This window comes from Marinobacter sp. G5_S1_61_S3, from assembly GCF_054968585.1.
Genome location: NZ_JBQKUK010000020.1, coordinates 63517 through 78922 on the forward strand (window position 1 = coordinate 63517; position 15406 = coordinate 78922).

The following is a 15406-nucleotide window of genomic DNA, read 5'->3' on the forward strand; positions in this document are numbered from 1 at the left end:
GGATGACCAATAACCAGAACACCACTGCGTTTTTCGACCTGATCCGTCATGGTGAACCTGCCGGCGGGCCCATGTTCCGGGGCAGCAAGGATGATCCACTGAGCGACACCGGCTGGCAGCAGATGAACGCGGCTATCAGGGACGATGACCAGTGGGATGTGATCATCACCTCCCCACTGCTGCGCTGCCGCCTCTTCGCAGAACAGTTGGCGGAGCAACGTCAGATTCCGTTGCACCAGGAGCCACGGCTGCGGGAGATTGCGTTCGGTGATTGGGAGGGCAGAACCTCCGAGAACATCATGGCCGATACGCCCGAGGCGCTGAACCGCTTCTGGAGCGACCCGGTTCGTTATCCTCCGCCCGGTGGTGAGGCTATCACCGAGTTCCGGCAAAGGGTCAGCAGCGCCTGGCAGGATTGGCAAACCCAGGCGGCAGGCAAGCGGGTACTCGTGGTGTGCCATGGCGGCGTGATTCGCATGCTCCTGGCGGAGGTAATGGGTATCCCCACTGAACGCTCTTTTTCAGCGTTAACGGTTCCCTACGCCTGCCGCAGCCGTATCCGCGTGGACATCTCGGAGCATGGCCTGCTCAGTTGCCTGCAAACGCACGGCGCATAATCAGCCTTTCAACGTTTGCGGCAGCCCTGCCACGCTCATCAGCACCCGCTCGCAACAGGTGGCAAGATCCTGGTTGAGCCAACCCAGTTCATCGCAGAAACGGCGGGTGAGCGGGTCCATGCCGATGGTACCCAGGCCCACTTCATTACTGACAATCACGATCTGGCCCGGATAGTTCTCCAATACCCGCAGGAAGGCGGTACGCTCACGGGCAAACACTTCATCGCCGGCAAACAGCAGGTTGCTCACCCACAGGCTCATGCAATCCACCAGCAACAAGGGGGGCTGTGGTTCCCTGGCGTAACCATCCAGCAGGGAGGCCAGCTTCAAGGGCTCTTCTGCCAACCCCCATTCCGGCGGCCGATTCTGCCGGTGGCGGGCCACCCGCCGGGTCATTTCCTCATCGTCGGCGGTCGCCGTTGCAACATAGACCACCGGTGAACCGGCGTCACAGGCAATACGCTCCGCCAGCGCGGTTTTGCCGGATCGAATGCCCCCAAGGACCAGTGTATGAATAGCAGACAAAACCCATCCTCTCGTGTGTAAACCAACGCTATCTTGCCCAACATCATGGCCGTAAAACAGCGCCACTGCTATATTGCGTGATAAATTCCAGAGGCGTAACCGGTGCGAAAAGGAAGCGAACAATGCAGGCAGAGCTGATCGAGATACGCAACCACCTGGCCCAGCACGCTCCGTTTGATGAAATGCCGGAGAATGTCCTGGACCGTATCGTCTCCAGCATCGAAGTCGCCTATTTCCGCGCTGGCACAGACATTCTCACGCTGGGCGAACGAAACACCTACCTGCACTATGTGCGCAGCGGCGCCGTCGAGATTTATCGCCGCTCTGGCGAGCTATACAACCGCATTACCGAAGGTGAGATTTTCGGTCAGTTTGGTCTGCTGATGAACAAAACCGTGCGGTTTCCGGCCAAGGCTATTGAAGACTCCCTGATCTACCTGATTCCCGACGAAATATTTCAATATTTGTGGGAAAACGACGAGAACTTCACCGATTTTGTCGAAATTGAGGACCATTCACGTCTGCGGTCGGCACTTTCACGGCGGGAGAAATCGAATCAACCGATGACAGCACGGGTGACCCGGCTGATTTCCCGCGAGCCGGTTATGGCACCCAATACCGTGCGCCTTCAGGAGGCCGCCCGAATCATGACGGACCGGGGAGTGTCGGCCCTCTTGCTGATGGACGAGAGCGGCAAACAGCCCCGGCTTTCAGGCATCATTACCGACCGTGACCTGCGCACCCGCGCCCTCTGCGAGGCACTGCCGTCGGAAACACCCATCAGCGACATCATGACGGAAGAGCTGATCACCACCCGTTCCGACGCCTTCATTTTCGAGGCCATGCTGACCATGCTGCACAACAACGTGCACCACCTGCCGGTATTGGAGGGTGACAAGGTGCGGGGTGTGATTGCACTGTCGGACATCGTCAAACACGAATCCCAGAGCAGCCTGTATCTGGTCAGTAACATCTATCATCAGCAGGATGTGAAGGGCCTGAAGCGCTTGAGCAAGGACGTGCCCAACACCTTTGTGCGCATGGTCCGTGAAGATGCGAACTCCCATATGATCGGCAGTGCCATGGCTGGCATCGGGCGCACCTTCAGCCAACGACTGCTTGAGCTGGGAGAGGAGAAGCTGGGGCCACCACCCGTGCCTTATTGTTTTATGGCACTCGGCTCCATGGCCCGGGACGAGCAACTCGTTGTCACCGACCAGGACAACGCCATGGTGCTGGACGACAGCTTCGATCCGGCCCAGCACGACGAGTATTTCCTCGCCCTGGCGAAGTTCGTCAGTGATGGCCTGGCAGAGTGCGGCTACAGTTACTGCACCGGCGATATCATGGCCACCAACCAGAAGTGGCGACAACCGCTGCGGGTGTGGAAGGAATACTTCGCCGACTGGATCGAAAACCCCAAGGCGGAGGCGCTGCTCAACAGCAATATCTTCTTCGACCTGGACGGCATCCATGGCCGCACCGAATACACCGAAGAGTTGAAAACCTTCATTGCGGATAAAGCGAGCAATAGCCAGCGCTTCCTGGCCATGCTGGCCCGCAACGCCCTCAACCGCACGCCACCGCTGGGCTTTTTCCGTACCTTTGTGATGGAGGAAAGCGGCAAGCAAGCCAAAACCTTCAACCTGAAGCGTCGCGGCACGGCACCGGTGTCGGATCTGATCCGGGTGCATGCCCTGGCTTGTGGCTCACGGGCACAGAATACCTTCAACCGGCTCAAGGCCATTGGGCAAACCAAACTGATCCCGGAAGATGGCGTTGATAACCTTCGGGATGCCTTCGAGTTTATTGCCATAGTACGTATTCGACATCAGGCCCTCTCCATCGAAGCAGGAAGAGAGCCAGACAACAATGTGCGGCCGGAAGACCTTTCGCCATTCGAACGCAGTCACCTGAAAGACGCTTTTCAGGTGGTCGGCCAGGCACAAAAGTTCCTCAAATTCCGCTACAACCCCCAGGCTACCCGGAATGTCTGATGGTAAGACAGCACAGATCGACACTTTGTCCTGGCCCGAACAGTACCGGGAACTGGCAACACAAACGAAAGACCCGCGACTGAAGACGTTCTACGAGGCAGGTTGTGTGGCGCCGGAAACGCCTCTGAGCGACGTCCCGTTTGTAGCCGTGGATTTCGAAACCACCGGCCTGGACCCTGACAGTCACTCCATCGTCAGTATCGGTGTGGTGCCCTTTACCCTTGACCGTGTGCAACTGGGTGGTTCGCGGCACTGGCTGGTGAAACCGCAACTGCCGTTACACCAGACCTCTATCACGATACATGGCATAACCCATGCCGATATCGACAAGGCCCCGGATCTGGCCGACGTACTGGACGAATTTCTGGAAAGCATGGCCGGGCGCGTACCGGTGGTGCACTACCGCAATATCGAACGTCCGTTCCTGAACATGGCACTGAAGTGGCGAATCGGGGAGGACATACGCTTTCCGGTGATGGATACCATGGCCATTGAGGCTTACCTGCATCCGAACCGGAAACGCTCCTGGTGGCAGAAGTTGAAGGGTCAGCAGCCGATCTCAATTCGGCTGGCAGACAGCCGGCGGCGGTATGGGCTGCCACACTACCCACCGCACAATGCCCTGGTGGATGCGCTGGCCAGCGCCGAGTTGCTGATGGCGCAGGTCCAGCATCACTTTTCGCCAGAGACCCCCATCGGGGATCTCTGGCTGTAACGGGTTGTCTTAGTTGGAAGCGGTACGGCTGGCTTCTTTCACTTCACTGATCAGCGCACCATACCCTTCCTTCTCCATGTTCTCCAACGGGATGAACCGAAGCGCTGCCGAGTTCATGCAGTAGCGCAATCCCGTTGGCGCCGGGCCGTCGTTGAACACATGCCCGAGGTGGGAATCCGCATAGCGGCTACGGATCTCCGTACGGGTCATGAAGAAGCTGTTGTCCTCTTTCTCCACCACCATGTCCGGGCTGATCGGCTTGGTAAAGCTGGGCCAGCCAGTGTTGGACTTATACTTGTCACGGGAAGAGAACAGCGGCTCGCCGGACACAATGTCCACGTAGATACCGGCCCGTTTTTCATCGTAATACTCATTACGATAGGCAGGCTCGGTGCCATCCTCCTGGGTGATTTCGTACTGCGTCTCGGTCAACCGTGCCTTGAGTGTTTTGTCGTCAGGCTTGGTGAACGTGTCCGGATTGAATGCCTCAACCCGGCTGAGGTTCATGCCGGTATTGCCCTCAGATGCTTTGTTAACAGTGGCCTGTGCGGAACCACCGTTGTTCTCGGGGCGATACTGCGCATAGTCCACTTTCTCGTCCTCGCCCCAGACTTTCTCGATAAACTGGTAGCGGCCGGAGTTGAAGGTGTAGAACTGGTAGCGCACCGGGTTCTTCTTGTAGTAATCCTGATGGTATTCCTCGGCGTCGTAGAACGCTTCGAAAGGCACCACTTCAATCTTGACCGGATGATCGTAACGGCCGGATTCTTCCAGTGCCTTTATCGAGGCTTCGGCGGCGCGCTTCTGGGCGTCGTTGTGATAGAAAATCGCCGGCCGGTACTGTTTGCCCCGGTCCACATACTGGCCTTTCACGTCGGTCGGGTTGGCCGTACGCCACAGAGCCTGGAGCAGGCCTTCGTAGGTGATCGTGTCAGGGTCGTAGTACACCTGGACCGCCTCGGTATGGCCTGTGCGGCCACCAGCTACCTGTTTATAGTTCGGGTTCTTCTCATCGCCGCCACTATAACCAGACACCGCCTCAACAACGCCGGGCACTTTCTCTTCATACGCCGCTTCCACGCACCAGAAACAGCCACCAGCGAACGTAGCAACCGCCAGGCCTGGGTCATCCGGGGCGTATTGTGATTCCGTCCCTTTGGAGGCGCCAACCTGGAAACCGGTCAATGCGAACGCTGCCGCAATAGACGTCAGTAACAGATACCGTTTCATAACCTTAACCTCTTGCCTTTTGAATACTGAGACCAGTTTGCACGGGATTCATCACATCACTTTCTCCAGTTTATTACGTTTGTATAACGCCGGAGAGATCATTATGGATGCAGGCAGCCCTATTCGGGTGGCCCTACCGGTAAGCGTATGCAGAAGGATGCCCCGCCGGAGCTCAGGTTCTCAACGCAGATATCACCGCCCTGAAGACTCATGATCCTACGGGCGATAGCCAGCCCCAGGCCGGCGTGGCCGGAACCGCCGGACGATTCGCCCCGGTAGAAAGGATCGAAAATGTGGGGCAGGTCCTCCTCCGGAATACCGGGGCCACTGTCGTGCACACAGACCTGCGGCAGCCCATCCGCCTGCCCGAACACCACTTCAATGCGGCTCTCTGAGGGACTGTAGGCAATGGCATTGCCGATCAGGTTGTCCAGTACCCGCTCGGTCATGGCCAGGTCCGCGTACGCCAGGGGGAGGTCCGGATCGCCATCCACCACAAGTTCCAACTGCCGGGTGCTGGCTTCCTGTCCATGTTTCTGGACTACATCGTGCACCAACTCCGCCAGCGGAAAGGGTTCCGGCACGGGCTGCTTTTCCCGGGCCTCGAGAGCAGCAAGCTCAAACAGCTCGTCCACCAGGCGGCTCAGGCGTCGGCCCTCCTTGAGGGCAATGTCGAGAAAGCGATCTTGCTCTTCCGCTGTCAGCCGGTCACGCCTGAGCTTGAGGCTTTCGATATAGCCCTGCATCGAGGCCAGCGGCGTACGCAGGTCATGGGACACCTGGGCCACCAGTTGCCGGCGCTGGGCGTCTTTTTCCGTCAGCAGTTCGATCTGGGACGCAATTCGGCTAGCCATGTCATCAAAGGTGGCACCCAGGTAGTCAATTTCGTCGCGCACCACTGGCCGCCGGCCCCGCCAGGTGCTCTGTAGGGCCTGTCGACTCATGTCACTGTGCTCGAAATCTTCCACCAGCCGGGTCAGCAAGGTCAGCCGGCGTGTCAGCAGCCGGAAGACCGCCAGCCCCGCTATCATCACCACCGCCAGACTGATAATCAGAGCCCAGGCGCTCAACTCCACCAACTGGCCACCCCGGGCCATGGTTTCCGCAGCATCGTATTCCTCGCCGCGCAGCACCACATAGAGATACCCTTCAGGGTTTTCAGCCGACGGCACCGGCGTTACGGAAAAGACTTTCTGCCGGTCATGGCTGCGGGGGTCGTCGCCCAGTACCGGGTAGCTGTCCATATCGTTCATCAGGCGGCGGATGGGTTCGAGCGAGACCTGCTTGCGTTTGATCTTCGCCGGATCAGCGGAGTAAGAGAGAATGGTGCCGTCCAAATCCAGCAGATAGATTTCAATGCTGGGATTGATGGTCATGTACAGCGCAAAGAGTTCTTTCAGGGCGCCGCGGTCGAGTTCCCCTTCACTGACCAGATTCCTGTCTGCCACCAGGTCTTTCGCCAGATCCCGGTGCAGCTCCTGATTAACAGACGCGTTGTACTCCCGCAGGGAATACAAGCTGAAAAAGGTGTACAGCAGACCAACGGCCAACAGGAGCAGGAAAAGACCTAACGTCAGCCGGGTGTAGAGTGTCTTCAGCATGGTTCAGTCCCGGAAGCGATAGCCCACCCCCCAGACGGTTTCGATAAACTCCGGTCGCGCCGGGTCTTGCTCAATCTTGCCGCGCAGACGATTAATGTGGGTATTGACGGTATGCTCGTACCCTTCGTGATTGTATCCCCAGACCTTGTCCAGCAGCTGAACCCGGCTGAAGACTCGTCCCGGGTGGCTGGCAAAGTGCCAGAGCAGGTCGAACTCGCGGGCCGTCAGTTCCACCTCCTGTTCCCATACGAACACTCGGCGCCGGGCCGGATCGATACGCAAACCTTCAGTGTCCAATTCACCCAACTCTTCGGGCCCGGACGTTTCGCCTGACGAACTCGACATGGCGTCCACCCGCCGGAACAGGGCTTTCACCCGTGCCGACAGCTCGGCCACGCTGAAGGGTTTGGTGAGGTAATCGTCCGCCCCCATCTCCAACCCCAGTACACGATCCAGCTCCGTGCTTTTCGCTGTCAGCATCAGCACCGGCACATACCCGGGGCCGGAGCGAATCTCCCGACACACCGAGAGACCGTCCATTCCAGGCAACATCAGATCAAGCACCACCAGGTCGATGTCCCCTTCGCGAAAACGCTCCAGCCCGGTATCGCCCCGGTCACAGAGAACCGCATTCATGCCAAGGTCCGCCACGTGCATTCGCACCAGCTCCCCGATACCCGGGTTATCCTCAACAATCAGTACGTTTCGTGTCATAAGTTACTGGCTCTGGAAGCTCGCAAATTACCGTTAGTTGATACCAGTGTAGAGCCAAAAGTTCACAAATGTATCACGCCGATATCAGGCCTCCAGGCTGCCCAGCAGGCGTTGACGGATAATATTGTCTGCTTCATCCATAATGCGGCCAATCAGTTCCTCACAACTGGGAATGTCGTGAATCAGTCCCGCCACCATGCCACAGCTCCAGGCGGCCTCATCCATCTTACCTTCCTGAAGCACCAATCTGCCTTTCACTCCAGTGACCAGATGGCGAATGTCATCAATGGTTTCGGTACCGGCTTTCGCGTGCTCGATGCGGATGATTTCTTCCACGGCAGCGTTGTTCATTACCCGCTCGGTGTTACGGAGGTTCCGCATAATGAGGCGGGTCTGGAGTTCGTCCGCTTCGACAATGGCCTGCTTGACGTTATTGTGGATGGGGGCGTCTGTGGTGGCCAGAAAACGGGTACCCATGTTCATGCCCTCTGCACCCAGTGCCATCGCGGCTACCAGGCTGCGACCGTCCGCCATACCACCTGACGCAACAAATGGAATGGTGAGTTCTTCCGCAGCGCGGGGCAGCAGGATAAAGTTGGGAATGTCATCCTCGCCCGGGTGGCCGCCACATTCGAAGCCGTCCACACTGACCGCATCGCAACCAATTTTTTCGGCCTTCAGGGCATGGCGCACCGAGGTGCATTTATGGATAACCTTAATACCCGCGGCCTTGAGCTGCGGCATGTATTGCTCGGGACTGCGCCCGGCGGTTTCCACCACCTTGACGCCACCGTCGACAATGGCCTGGATATAGTCCGGATAGGGGGGCGCCTTGAAGGATGGCAGGAAGGTCAGGTTTACTCCGAAAGGCTGGTCGGTCATCTCAGCACAACGTGCAATTTCCCGAGACAGGTCTTCCGGGGTAGGCTGGGTCAGCCCGGTGATTATACCAAGACCACCGGCGTTGGAGACGGCTGCTGCCAGCTCTGCATAACCCACGTGATGCATGCCACCCTGGATAATCGGGTGACGGATACCAAACAATTCGGTGATTCTGGTCTTCATAGCGGGCTTCCTGTTTTGTCGTTAGAATGAAATCGAGTACCGATACGAGGTTGCAGTGACAGAAAAAACAACAACAAGGGCGACACCAGCAGATGCCTTCCGGCGTGCACGGAGAATGTGGCTGAAAGGTGAACGCATTCATCTGGCATCGCTGTCTGCAGAATTGAATATTGGCAGGGCCACCCTGTTTCGCTGGGTTGGCAACAAGGATTTACTGCTGGGGGAAGTGCTCTGGTCACTCTACGAACCCCTGAGGCTGGAAGCGCTGAACGCAACACCGGGGAACGGCGTCGACTTTGTCGTCGGGGTATACCGTCACATTAACTCCACCCTGTTGCACTCTGAACCTTTGCGGCGGTTTATCCGCGAAGACCCGGAGTACGCACTCAAAATCCTGACGTCATCCCAGTCCACGCTTCACAGCCGTACTGTTGAGGCCAACACCCGCACCCTTCGGGATCAGATTGCGGGCGGACATATTAATCCACCCCTGAACGTGAACAGCCTGTCCTACTTCATGGTGCGCCTGGCCGAATCCTGCCTGTACAGCGACATCATCAACGGTCGCGAACCTCGTGAAGAGGAGCTGGAGGACGCCTGTACCGCTGTTCGTGTAATGCTTGGCGGAACGGCCTGAACAGAGACCTATCCGCCACAGTCCGTCAGGCACGGGGTGGGGCCCTTTTCTGCCGGGAAAAAGATGTCTGAGCGAAGCGAGTTCTTTTTCCCAGAAGAAAAGGGCACCACCTCGGGCCTTGCCCGCTGACGAGCAGGCTTAAAGCTGCAGGGACCGCACCTCCAGAAACTCTTCAAGTCCCCACTTACCAAACTCACGCCCGATACCGGAGTGGCCGAAGCCGCCAAACGGCGCCAACGGGTTGAAGTCCCCACCGTTGACGAACACCTGCCCGGTGCGCAGTTTGCCTGCCACTTTTTTCGCGTGGGCGTCATCGGCCGACCAGACAGCGCCGGACAGTCCATAGGCAGTGCCATTGGCGATCTCGATGGCCTCGGCTTCGTCCTGATAAGGAATCACGCACAGCACTGGGCCGAAGATCTCCTCCTGGGCAATGCGGCTGTCAGGTTTGACGTTGCCGAACACCGTGGCCTTGACGAAGTAGCCCTTGTCGCAGCCTTCCGGAGCTTCCGGGCCGCCGGCAATCAGGGTGGCGCCTTCTTTGATACCGATGTTGATAAAGTCGATGACTTTGTCCCGCTGCTGGGCCGAAGCCAGCGGGCCCAGGCGTGTGGTTTCTTCCAGCGGATTGCCCGGCGTCATTTTCGCCACCGCATTAGCGGCCAGTTCGCAGGCTTCGTCATGCTTCTGGGCCGGCACCAGCATGCGGGTCAGCGCCGTACAGGTCTGACCTGAGTTCAGCAGGCAGTTGTTGACGGTTCCCTTGACCGCTTTCGCCAGGTCGGCATCCGACAGGATAACCGAGGCGGACTTGCCGCCCATCTCCAGGGCAAAGCGCTTGAAGTCATCGGCAGCAGCGTGGGCAATCAGGCTGCCGGTGCGGGTGGAGCCGGTGAACGACACCATGTTGACGTCCGGATGTTTGATCAGGGTGTCGCCCACGGTGTGGCCTTCGCCGCAGACCAGGTTGAAAACACCCTCGGGCAGGTCTGTCTGGTCCAGAATATCCGCCAGGATATAGGCACTCTGGGGCGCGATTTCAGACGGCTTGAGCACCACCGTGCAACCGGCGGCAATGGCCGGAACCACCTTGAGGATGACCTGGTGCAGAGGGTAATTCCAGGGGGTGATGCATCCCACCACACCCACCGGCGTGTACTGCACCTCGGAGTTGCCGACCTGTTCGGCAAAGGTGAATTCCGGCAGCATTTTCAGGTAGCTTTTGGTGATGGTGGCCGGCAGCCCCGCCTGAATACCGGTGGCCAGTTTGATAGGCATCCCCACTTCCCGGCATACCGTTTCGGCTATCTCACCCGCCCGTTCTTTCAGGCCGGCATGCAATTGCTCCAACACGTGCAATCGCTTTTCCAGTGTGCTTTCCGACCAGCTTTCGAAAGCAGTGCTGGCAGCGGCGATGGCCTTTTCCATTTCCTCGCGACCGGAGGCGGGAACCTTGGCAATCACGTCGCCAGTGGCCGCTTCGTGAACATCAATGGTCTCACCATTCCAGTTCTCCCATTGGCCGTTGATGTAGTTTTTGCTGAGATCATTCATGGTTCTGCTCCTGAATCAGTCGAACACGATCACGCCACGGGCGTTCTTGCCAGCCAACATATCATCGAAGGCCTGGGGTGCGTCATCAATGTGGTAAGTGCGGGTGACAAGTTCGTCGAGTTTGAGCTTGCCCGCCTTGTAGAGCCCCAGGATACGTGGGAAATCGTATTGTGGACGTGCGGAGCCCAGCCAGCTGCCCTTGAGGGTTTTCTCGTCGGCTGGAAGCGTCAATGTGGTGATAGAAGTTCTATCCTTTGGGTCTGAAACGCCCACCACCACGGCGGTACCACCCCGACCCAGGCATTTGTAAGCCTGTTCAACCACTGCGCCGGCGCCCACGCATTCGAAGGCGTAGTCCACGCCGCCCGTGAGTTTTTTCACGGCTTTGGCGCCGTCCTCCACCTCGCTGATATTGACGGTGTGCGTGGCACCGAACTCACGGGCCATTTCCAGCTTTTTCGCGTTGTTGTCCACTGCCACGATCATTTCCGCGCCGGCGGTGACGCAGCCCTGAATCGCGTTCAGCCCCACGCCGCCTATACCGAATACCGCCGTGCGGGAACCCGGTTCAACGTTGGCGGTGTTGAACACGGCACCAACGCCGGTCATCACCGCGCAGCCCACCAGAGCGGCATTCTGCATTGGCACGGATTCATCCACTTTGACGCAGTTGTCCACGTGCATGGTGGCGTATTCCGCCATCACGCCGCAGGCGCCGAACACGTTGAGATCCTCACCATCCGCGCCTTTGGTGCGAACAGTGCCATCGGGCAGGGTAAACATGGCTTTACGGGCGTTTTCACAGAGCACCGGGCGGCCACGAACACACTGACGGCATTTGCCGCACATGGAAATAAAGGAACTGACCACGTGGTCGCCTTCCTTGAAGGCGGTGACACCCTCGCCCACTTCAATAACAACACCGGCGGCTTCGTGACCGAGCACCAGGGGCGCGGGGTAGGGAATTTTGCCGGTGGTGGCGGACTGGTCACTATGGCAAACGCCACAGGCTCCGATCCTGATGGTGATTTCGTCCCGCCTCGGACCTTCCACGGTAATGGTTTCCACCTGAACGGGTTGGCCCCATTCGCGGCAGACGACGGCTTTGGCTTTTCTGTCCATTCTGTTTACACCACCTCGAAAAGACCAGCCGCGCCTTGGCCACCGCCAATGCACATAGTTACGACCACATACTTGGCACCACGGCGCTTACCTTCGATCAGGGCATGACCGGCCAAGCGAGAGCCCGTGACACCGTAGGGATGGCCAATGGAGATAGAGCCGCCGTTGACGTTCAGTTTTTCCATGGGAATGCCCAGGCGATCACGGCAGTAAACTACCTGCGACGCGAAGGCTTCGTTCAATTCCCACAGGTCGATATCGTCCATCTTCAGGCCATTCCGCTCCAACAGGCGTGGAATCGCGAAAACAGGGCCAATACCCATCTCATCCGGCTCACAGCCCGCCACCGCGAAGCCGCGGAAAATACCCATGGGCTCGATGTTGTTTTTCTCGGCATAGGTGCTGTTCATCACCGTACACACGGACGCACCGTCAGACAGCTGGGACGCGTTACCGGCGGTGACGAACTGATTGTCTCCGCGCACCGGATTCAGGCCCTGGAGGCCTTCCAGAGTGGTGTTGGGGCGGTTGCACTCGTCACGGGTCAGGGTGACGTCCTTATAACTGACATCACCCGTCTCCTTGTCCTTCACCATCATAGTGGCGTCAAAGGGCACGATTTCATCGTCAAACCGACCCGCTTCCTGAGCTGCGGCGGTGCGCTGCTGGGAGACCAACGCGTACTCATCCTGAGACTCACGGCTAACGCCATAGCGCTGCGCGACAATGTCGGCGGTCTCAATCATCGCCAGATACAACTCGGGCTTGTTCTTCATCAGCCAATCGTTGGTAGCATGGAAGCTGTTGAGCTTCTCGTTCTGCACCATGGAAATGGATTCGACGCCACCCGCCACCATGGCCGGTACCTTCTCAGACACCACCCGCTGGGCGGCAATGGCGATGGACTGAAGACCGGAACTACAGAAACGATTGATCGAAAGGCCAGCGGTGGTTACCGGCAGACCGGCACGAATCGCCGCCAGCCGAGCGATGTTCTTGCCCTGGGCGCCTTCATGGAACGTAGCGCCGAGGATGACATCTTCAACAATATTCGGGTCGATACCCGCACGCTGCACAGCCTGCTGGATCACATGGCCGGCCAGATCCACGCTGTGGGTGTTGTTCAGTGCGCCACGGTAGGATTTACCAAGACCGGTACGGGCAGTGGAAACAATAACGGCATCAGACATAACAAACTCCTTCGTAAACGTGTAGGTGGCTCAAACCTCGGCAGTATGGTCGGTCACGGGGTGGGGTGCCTTTTCTGCCGGGAAAAAGATGTCTGAGCGCAGCGAGTTATTTTTCCCAGAAGAAAAGGCACCCCGCCTCGGGACCAGCCACCACACCAGCAGGCCAGGCTTTTAAAGGTCCGAAAACTTGCGCCCTTCACTGACCAGTTTTTGCAACAGGGCTGCTGGCTTCCACTGCTCGCCCCCCAGGTCATCGTAGAACTGTTCAACGGTGCCAAGTATGTTGTCCAGACCAATCTGATCCGCCCAGAACATCGGCCCACCCCGATAGGCCGGGAAGCCATAGCCGTAGATCCAGGTAATGTCGATATCCAGGGACCGGTCCGCAATGCCCTCCTCCAGAATCTTGGCACCCTCATTGACCATCACGTACATGCACCGCTCCAGAATCTCCTGGTCGGTGATCTCGCGGGACTTGATACCCTGCTCCTGACGGAACTCGGCAATAACCCGGTCCACTTCCGGATCGGGAATCGGCTTGCGATTACCCTCTTCGTACCTGTACACGCCCGCCTGGGTCTTCTGGCCAAGGCGCCCCTGCTCCGCCAGCTTATCCATCCAGCTCGCCGGCACGTCCTCACCTGCCTTGCGACGCTCCTGACGGATGCTGTAGCCAATATCGATACCGGCCAGGTCCGACATCGCAAACTGCCCCATGGGGAAGCCCAGGTCGGTCAGTACCTTGTCCACCTGTTGCGGGCTCGCACCTTCGTTGACCAGCGCCATGGCCTCTGCGCCTCGCTTGTGCAGCATGCGATTGCCAACGAAGCCATAGCAGTTGCCCACCATGACCCCGACCTTGCGAATCTTCTTCGCCAACGCCATGGCGGTGGCCTTGACCTCATCAGAGGTTTTTTCACCGCGCACAATTTCCAGCAGCTTCATCACGTTGGCGGGGCTGAAAAAGTGCAGGCCAATCACGTCCTGCGGACGTTTCGTCGCCGCCGCAATGTCATCAATACTGAGGGTAGAGGTGTTGGACGCCAGAATCGCACCCGGTTTGCAGGCGTCGTCCAACTGACCGAAGATCTTTCTCTTCAGGTCCATGCTTTCAAACACCGCCTCGATCACCAGATCCACATCGCTGAAATCGTCATAGGTCAGGGTGCCGCTGATCAGGCTCATGCGCTCCTCAACCTGGGCCTGGGTGATACGGCCTTTCTTCGCGGTGTTCTCGTAGTTTCGGCGAATCACTGCCAGACCCTTGTCCAGCGCCTCCTGCTTGACCTCGGCGATGGTCACGGGTATCCCGGCGTTGGCGAAGTTCATGGCAATGCCGCCGCCCATGGTGCCTGCACCGATAACACCCACTTTATGGATGTCACGAACAGGTGTTTCCTTGGGAAGACCTTTCACTTTGGCGACTTCCCGCTCTGCAAAGAATGCATGAATCAGGCCCGCACGCTGCGGGGACTCCATGCACTCCATAAACAGTTCACGCTCACGCTTCATGCCGTCTTCAAAGGGCAGGCTGAAGGCGGCTTCCACCGCATCCACGCACTTGAACGGGGAAAACTGGCCCCGAGCTTTCTTCTGCAGGCCAGCGCGGAACTGTTCAAACACCTCGCTACCCTTGTCGGCCTCAAGCTTATCGGTCAGATCCCGTACGCGACGAACTGGCTTTCCTTCATCGGCAATGTTCTGTGCGTAGGCCAGGCCAACAGCCTTGATGTCATTGCCATCTTCAACCGCATCAACAATGCCCAGGGCCAAAGCGTCTTGAGCGCCAACAAACTCACCGGAAGTGATCATTTCCAGGGCTTTCTGCGCACCCGTCAAACGTGGCAGGCGCTGAGTGCCCCCGGCTCCGGGCAACAAGCCCAGCTTTACTTCCGGCAATCCCACCTTGGCGCTGCTCAAGGCCACCCGGTAATGGCAACCCAACGCGGTTTCCAGGCCACCGCCCAGCGCAGTGCCGTGAACAGCCGCAACAATTGGCTTATCGCTGTTCTCATATTGGTCAACAACGGACGGCAGCCCCGGATCCTGCATGGGCTTGCCGAACTCGCTAATGTCGGCCCCGGCAATAAAAGTGCGGCCTTCGCACACCAGCAACAGTACCTTGGCGTCGGCGTCTTTCTGGCCCTGCACCAGTGCAGCGACCAGGCCGGAACGAACCGCATGGCTGAGGGCGTTCACCGGCGGATAATTCACGGTGATCACGCCGATGGAGCCTTCCCGGTTATAAGTCACGACCTCAGACATAATATCTCCTCGCCATATATGGAATGTAGTTTTAACAAGCGAAACATAGTCACGATTTAATACAAGTTTTCGGCAGGTTTCAACCATGAACTAAAATGCAGGCATAAAAAAACCCCAGAACGAATTCTGGGGTTTTTCGAGAAAATCGGCTCGGGGAAGGCCCGGACGGGGATC

The 15406-nt window shown here is 58.1% G+C and carries 13 protein-coding genes; 4 read left to right on the forward strand and 9 right to left on the reverse strand.

From position 1 onward, the window contains the following. The first annotated feature begins 2 nt into the window (after positions 1-2). On the forward strand, positions 3-617 hold the full coding sequence (locus ACTRWH_RS18065; RefSeq protein ID WP_288075095.1) for a histidine phosphatase family protein: 615 nt from the start codon (positions 3-5) through the stop codon (positions 615-617). Here ACTRWH_RS18065 and cobU read toward each other — a convergent pair whose 3' ends face one another. Next, positions 618-1133 (reverse strand): bifunctional adenosylcobinamide kinase/adenosylcobinamide-phosphate guanylyltransferase, encoded by a 516-nt coding sequence (gene cobU / locus ACTRWH_RS18070; RefSeq protein ID WP_462826714.1) that lies wholly within the window; start codon positions 1131-1133, stop codon positions 618-620. It abuts the gene before it with no gap. A gap of 131 nt (positions 1134-1264) precedes the next feature. On the opposite strand from cobU, the gene ACTRWH_RS18075 reads away from it, so the two are divergent. Continuing rightward, positions 1265-3139 (forward strand): putative nucleotidyltransferase substrate binding domain-containing protein, encoded by a 1875-nt coding sequence (locus ACTRWH_RS18075; RefSeq protein ID WP_462826709.1) that lies wholly within the window; start codon positions 1265-1267, stop codon positions 3137-3139. Next, a complete protein-coding gene (locus ACTRWH_RS18080) occupies positions 3132-3854 on the forward strand; it encodes a 3'-5' exonuclease (RefSeq protein ID WP_126810831.1) in 723 nt (240 codons plus the stop codon). Before ACTRWH_RS18075 ends, ACTRWH_RS18080 begins: the two co-directional genes overlap by 8 nt. A gap of 9 nt (positions 3855-3863) precedes the next feature. Here the strand turns inward: ACTRWH_RS18080 and msrB are convergent, their stop codons facing one another. The 4 genes from msrB to ACTRWH_RS18100 all read right to left on the reverse strand — a co-directional run bounded on the left by msrB (position 3864) and on the right by ACTRWH_RS18100 (position 8464). Further along, the gene (gene msrB, locus ACTRWH_RS18085) at positions 3864-5084 is read right to left on the reverse strand and encodes a peptide-methionine (R)-S-oxide reductase MsrB (RefSeq protein WP_075195528.1); all 1221 of its coding nucleotides are present in this window, start codon (positions 5082-5084) and stop codon (positions 3864-3866) included. A gap of 119 nt (positions 5085-5203) precedes the next feature. After that, positions 5204-6685 carry a sensor histidine kinase gene (locus ACTRWH_RS18090; protein ID WP_075195529.1) on the reverse strand — a complete coding sequence of 494 codons (1482 nt, stop codon included), beginning with the start codon at positions 6683-6685 and terminating at the stop codon, positions 5204-5206. Between the two features lie 3 nt (positions 6686-6688). Next, on the reverse strand, positions 6689-7399 hold the full coding sequence (locus ACTRWH_RS18095) for a response regulator transcription factor (RefSeq protein ID WP_036202148.1): 711 nt from the start codon (positions 7397-7399) through the stop codon (positions 6689-6691). An 84-nt stretch (positions 7400-7483) separates the two neighbouring features. Next, positions 7484-8464 (reverse strand): NAD(P)H-dependent flavin oxidoreductase, encoded by a 981-nt coding sequence (locus ACTRWH_RS18100; RefSeq protein WP_075195530.1) that lies wholly within the window; start codon positions 8462-8464, stop codon positions 7484-7486. Positions 8465-8579: 115 nt separating this feature from the next. Here ACTRWH_RS18100 and ACTRWH_RS18105 point away from each other — a divergent pair, with 115 nt between their 5' ends. Then, positions 8580-9101 (forward strand): QsdR family transcriptional regulator, encoded by a 522-nt coding sequence (locus ACTRWH_RS18105; RefSeq protein WP_174447638.1) that lies wholly within the window; start codon positions 8580-8582, stop codon positions 9099-9101. 138 nt (positions 9102-9239) lie between these two features. Here the strand turns inward: ACTRWH_RS18105 and ACTRWH_RS18110 are convergent, their stop codons facing one another. The 4 genes from ACTRWH_RS18110 to ACTRWH_RS18125 form a co-directional block, all read right to left on the reverse strand. After that, entirely contained in the window at positions 9240-10655 is a 1416-nt protein-coding gene (locus ACTRWH_RS18110; RefSeq protein WP_462826710.1) for an aldehyde dehydrogenase family protein, read from the reverse strand. Between the two features lie 15 nt (positions 10656-10670). Next, entirely contained in the window at positions 10671-11777 is a 1107-nt protein-coding gene (locus ACTRWH_RS18115; protein ID WP_036202135.1) for a zinc-binding dehydrogenase, read from the reverse strand. 5 nt (positions 11778-11782) lie between these two features. Beyond that, entirely contained in the window at positions 11783-12967 is a 1185-nt protein-coding gene (locus ACTRWH_RS18120) for an acetyl-CoA C-acyltransferase (RefSeq protein ID WP_462826711.1), read from the reverse strand. 171 nt (positions 12968-13138) lie between these two features. Further along, positions 13139-15232 (reverse strand): 3-hydroxyacyl-CoA dehydrogenase NAD-binding domain-containing protein, encoded by a 2094-nt coding sequence (locus tag ACTRWH_RS18125; RefSeq protein ID WP_462826712.1) that lies wholly within the window; start codon positions 15230-15232, stop codon positions 13139-13141. Positions 15233-15406 lie beyond the last annotated feature (174 nt).

What these genes read in the sequence shown, in the direction of transcription:
- ACTRWH_RS18065 (WP_288075095.1), top strand. Translation starts at nt 3, where the DNA reads ATGACCAATAACCAGAACACCACTGCGTTTTTCGACCTGATCCGTCAT.
- ACTRWH_RS18075 (WP_462826709.1), top strand. Translation starts at nt 1,265, where the DNA reads ATGCAGGCAGAGCTGATCGAGATACGCAACCACCTGGCCCAGCACGCT.
- ACTRWH_RS18080 (WP_126810831.1), top strand. Translation starts at nt 3,132, where the DNA reads ATGTCTGATGGTAAGACAGCACAGATCGACACTTTGTCCTGGCCCGAA.
- msrB (WP_075195528.1), bottom strand. Translation starts at nt 5,084, where the DNA reads ATGAAACGGTATCTGTTACTGACGTCTATTGCGGCAGCGTTCGCATTG.
- ACTRWH_RS18090 (WP_075195529.1), bottom strand. Translation starts at nt 6,685, where the DNA reads ATGCTGAAGACACTCTACACCCGGCTGACGTTAGGTCTTTTCCTGCTC.
- ACTRWH_RS18095 (WP_036202148.1), bottom strand. Translation starts at nt 7,399, where the DNA reads ATGACACGAAACGTACTGATTGTTGAGGATAACCCGGGTATCGGGGAG.
- ACTRWH_RS18100 (WP_075195530.1), bottom strand. Translation starts at nt 8,464, where the DNA reads ATGAAGACCAGAATCACCGAATTGTTTGGTATCCGTCACCCGATTATC.
- ACTRWH_RS18105 (WP_174447638.1), top strand. Translation starts at nt 8,580, where the DNA reads ATGTGGCTGAAAGGTGAACGCATTCATCTGGCATCGCTGTCTGCAGAA.
- ACTRWH_RS18110 (WP_462826710.1), bottom strand. Translation starts at nt 10,655, where the DNA reads ATGAATGATCTCAGCAAAAACTACATCAACGGCCAATGGGAGAACTGG.
- ACTRWH_RS18115 (WP_036202135.1), bottom strand. Translation starts at nt 11,777, where the DNA reads ATGGACAGAAAAGCCAAAGCCGTCGTCTGCCGCGAATGGGGCCAACCC.
- ACTRWH_RS18120 (WP_462826711.1), bottom strand. Translation starts at nt 12,967, where the DNA reads ATGTCTGATGCCGTTATTGTTTCCACTGCCCGTACCGGTCTTGGTAAA.
- ACTRWH_RS18125 (WP_462826712.1), bottom strand. Translation starts at nt 15,232, where the DNA reads ATGTCTGAGGTCGTGACTTATAACCGGGAAGGCTCCATCGGCGTGATC.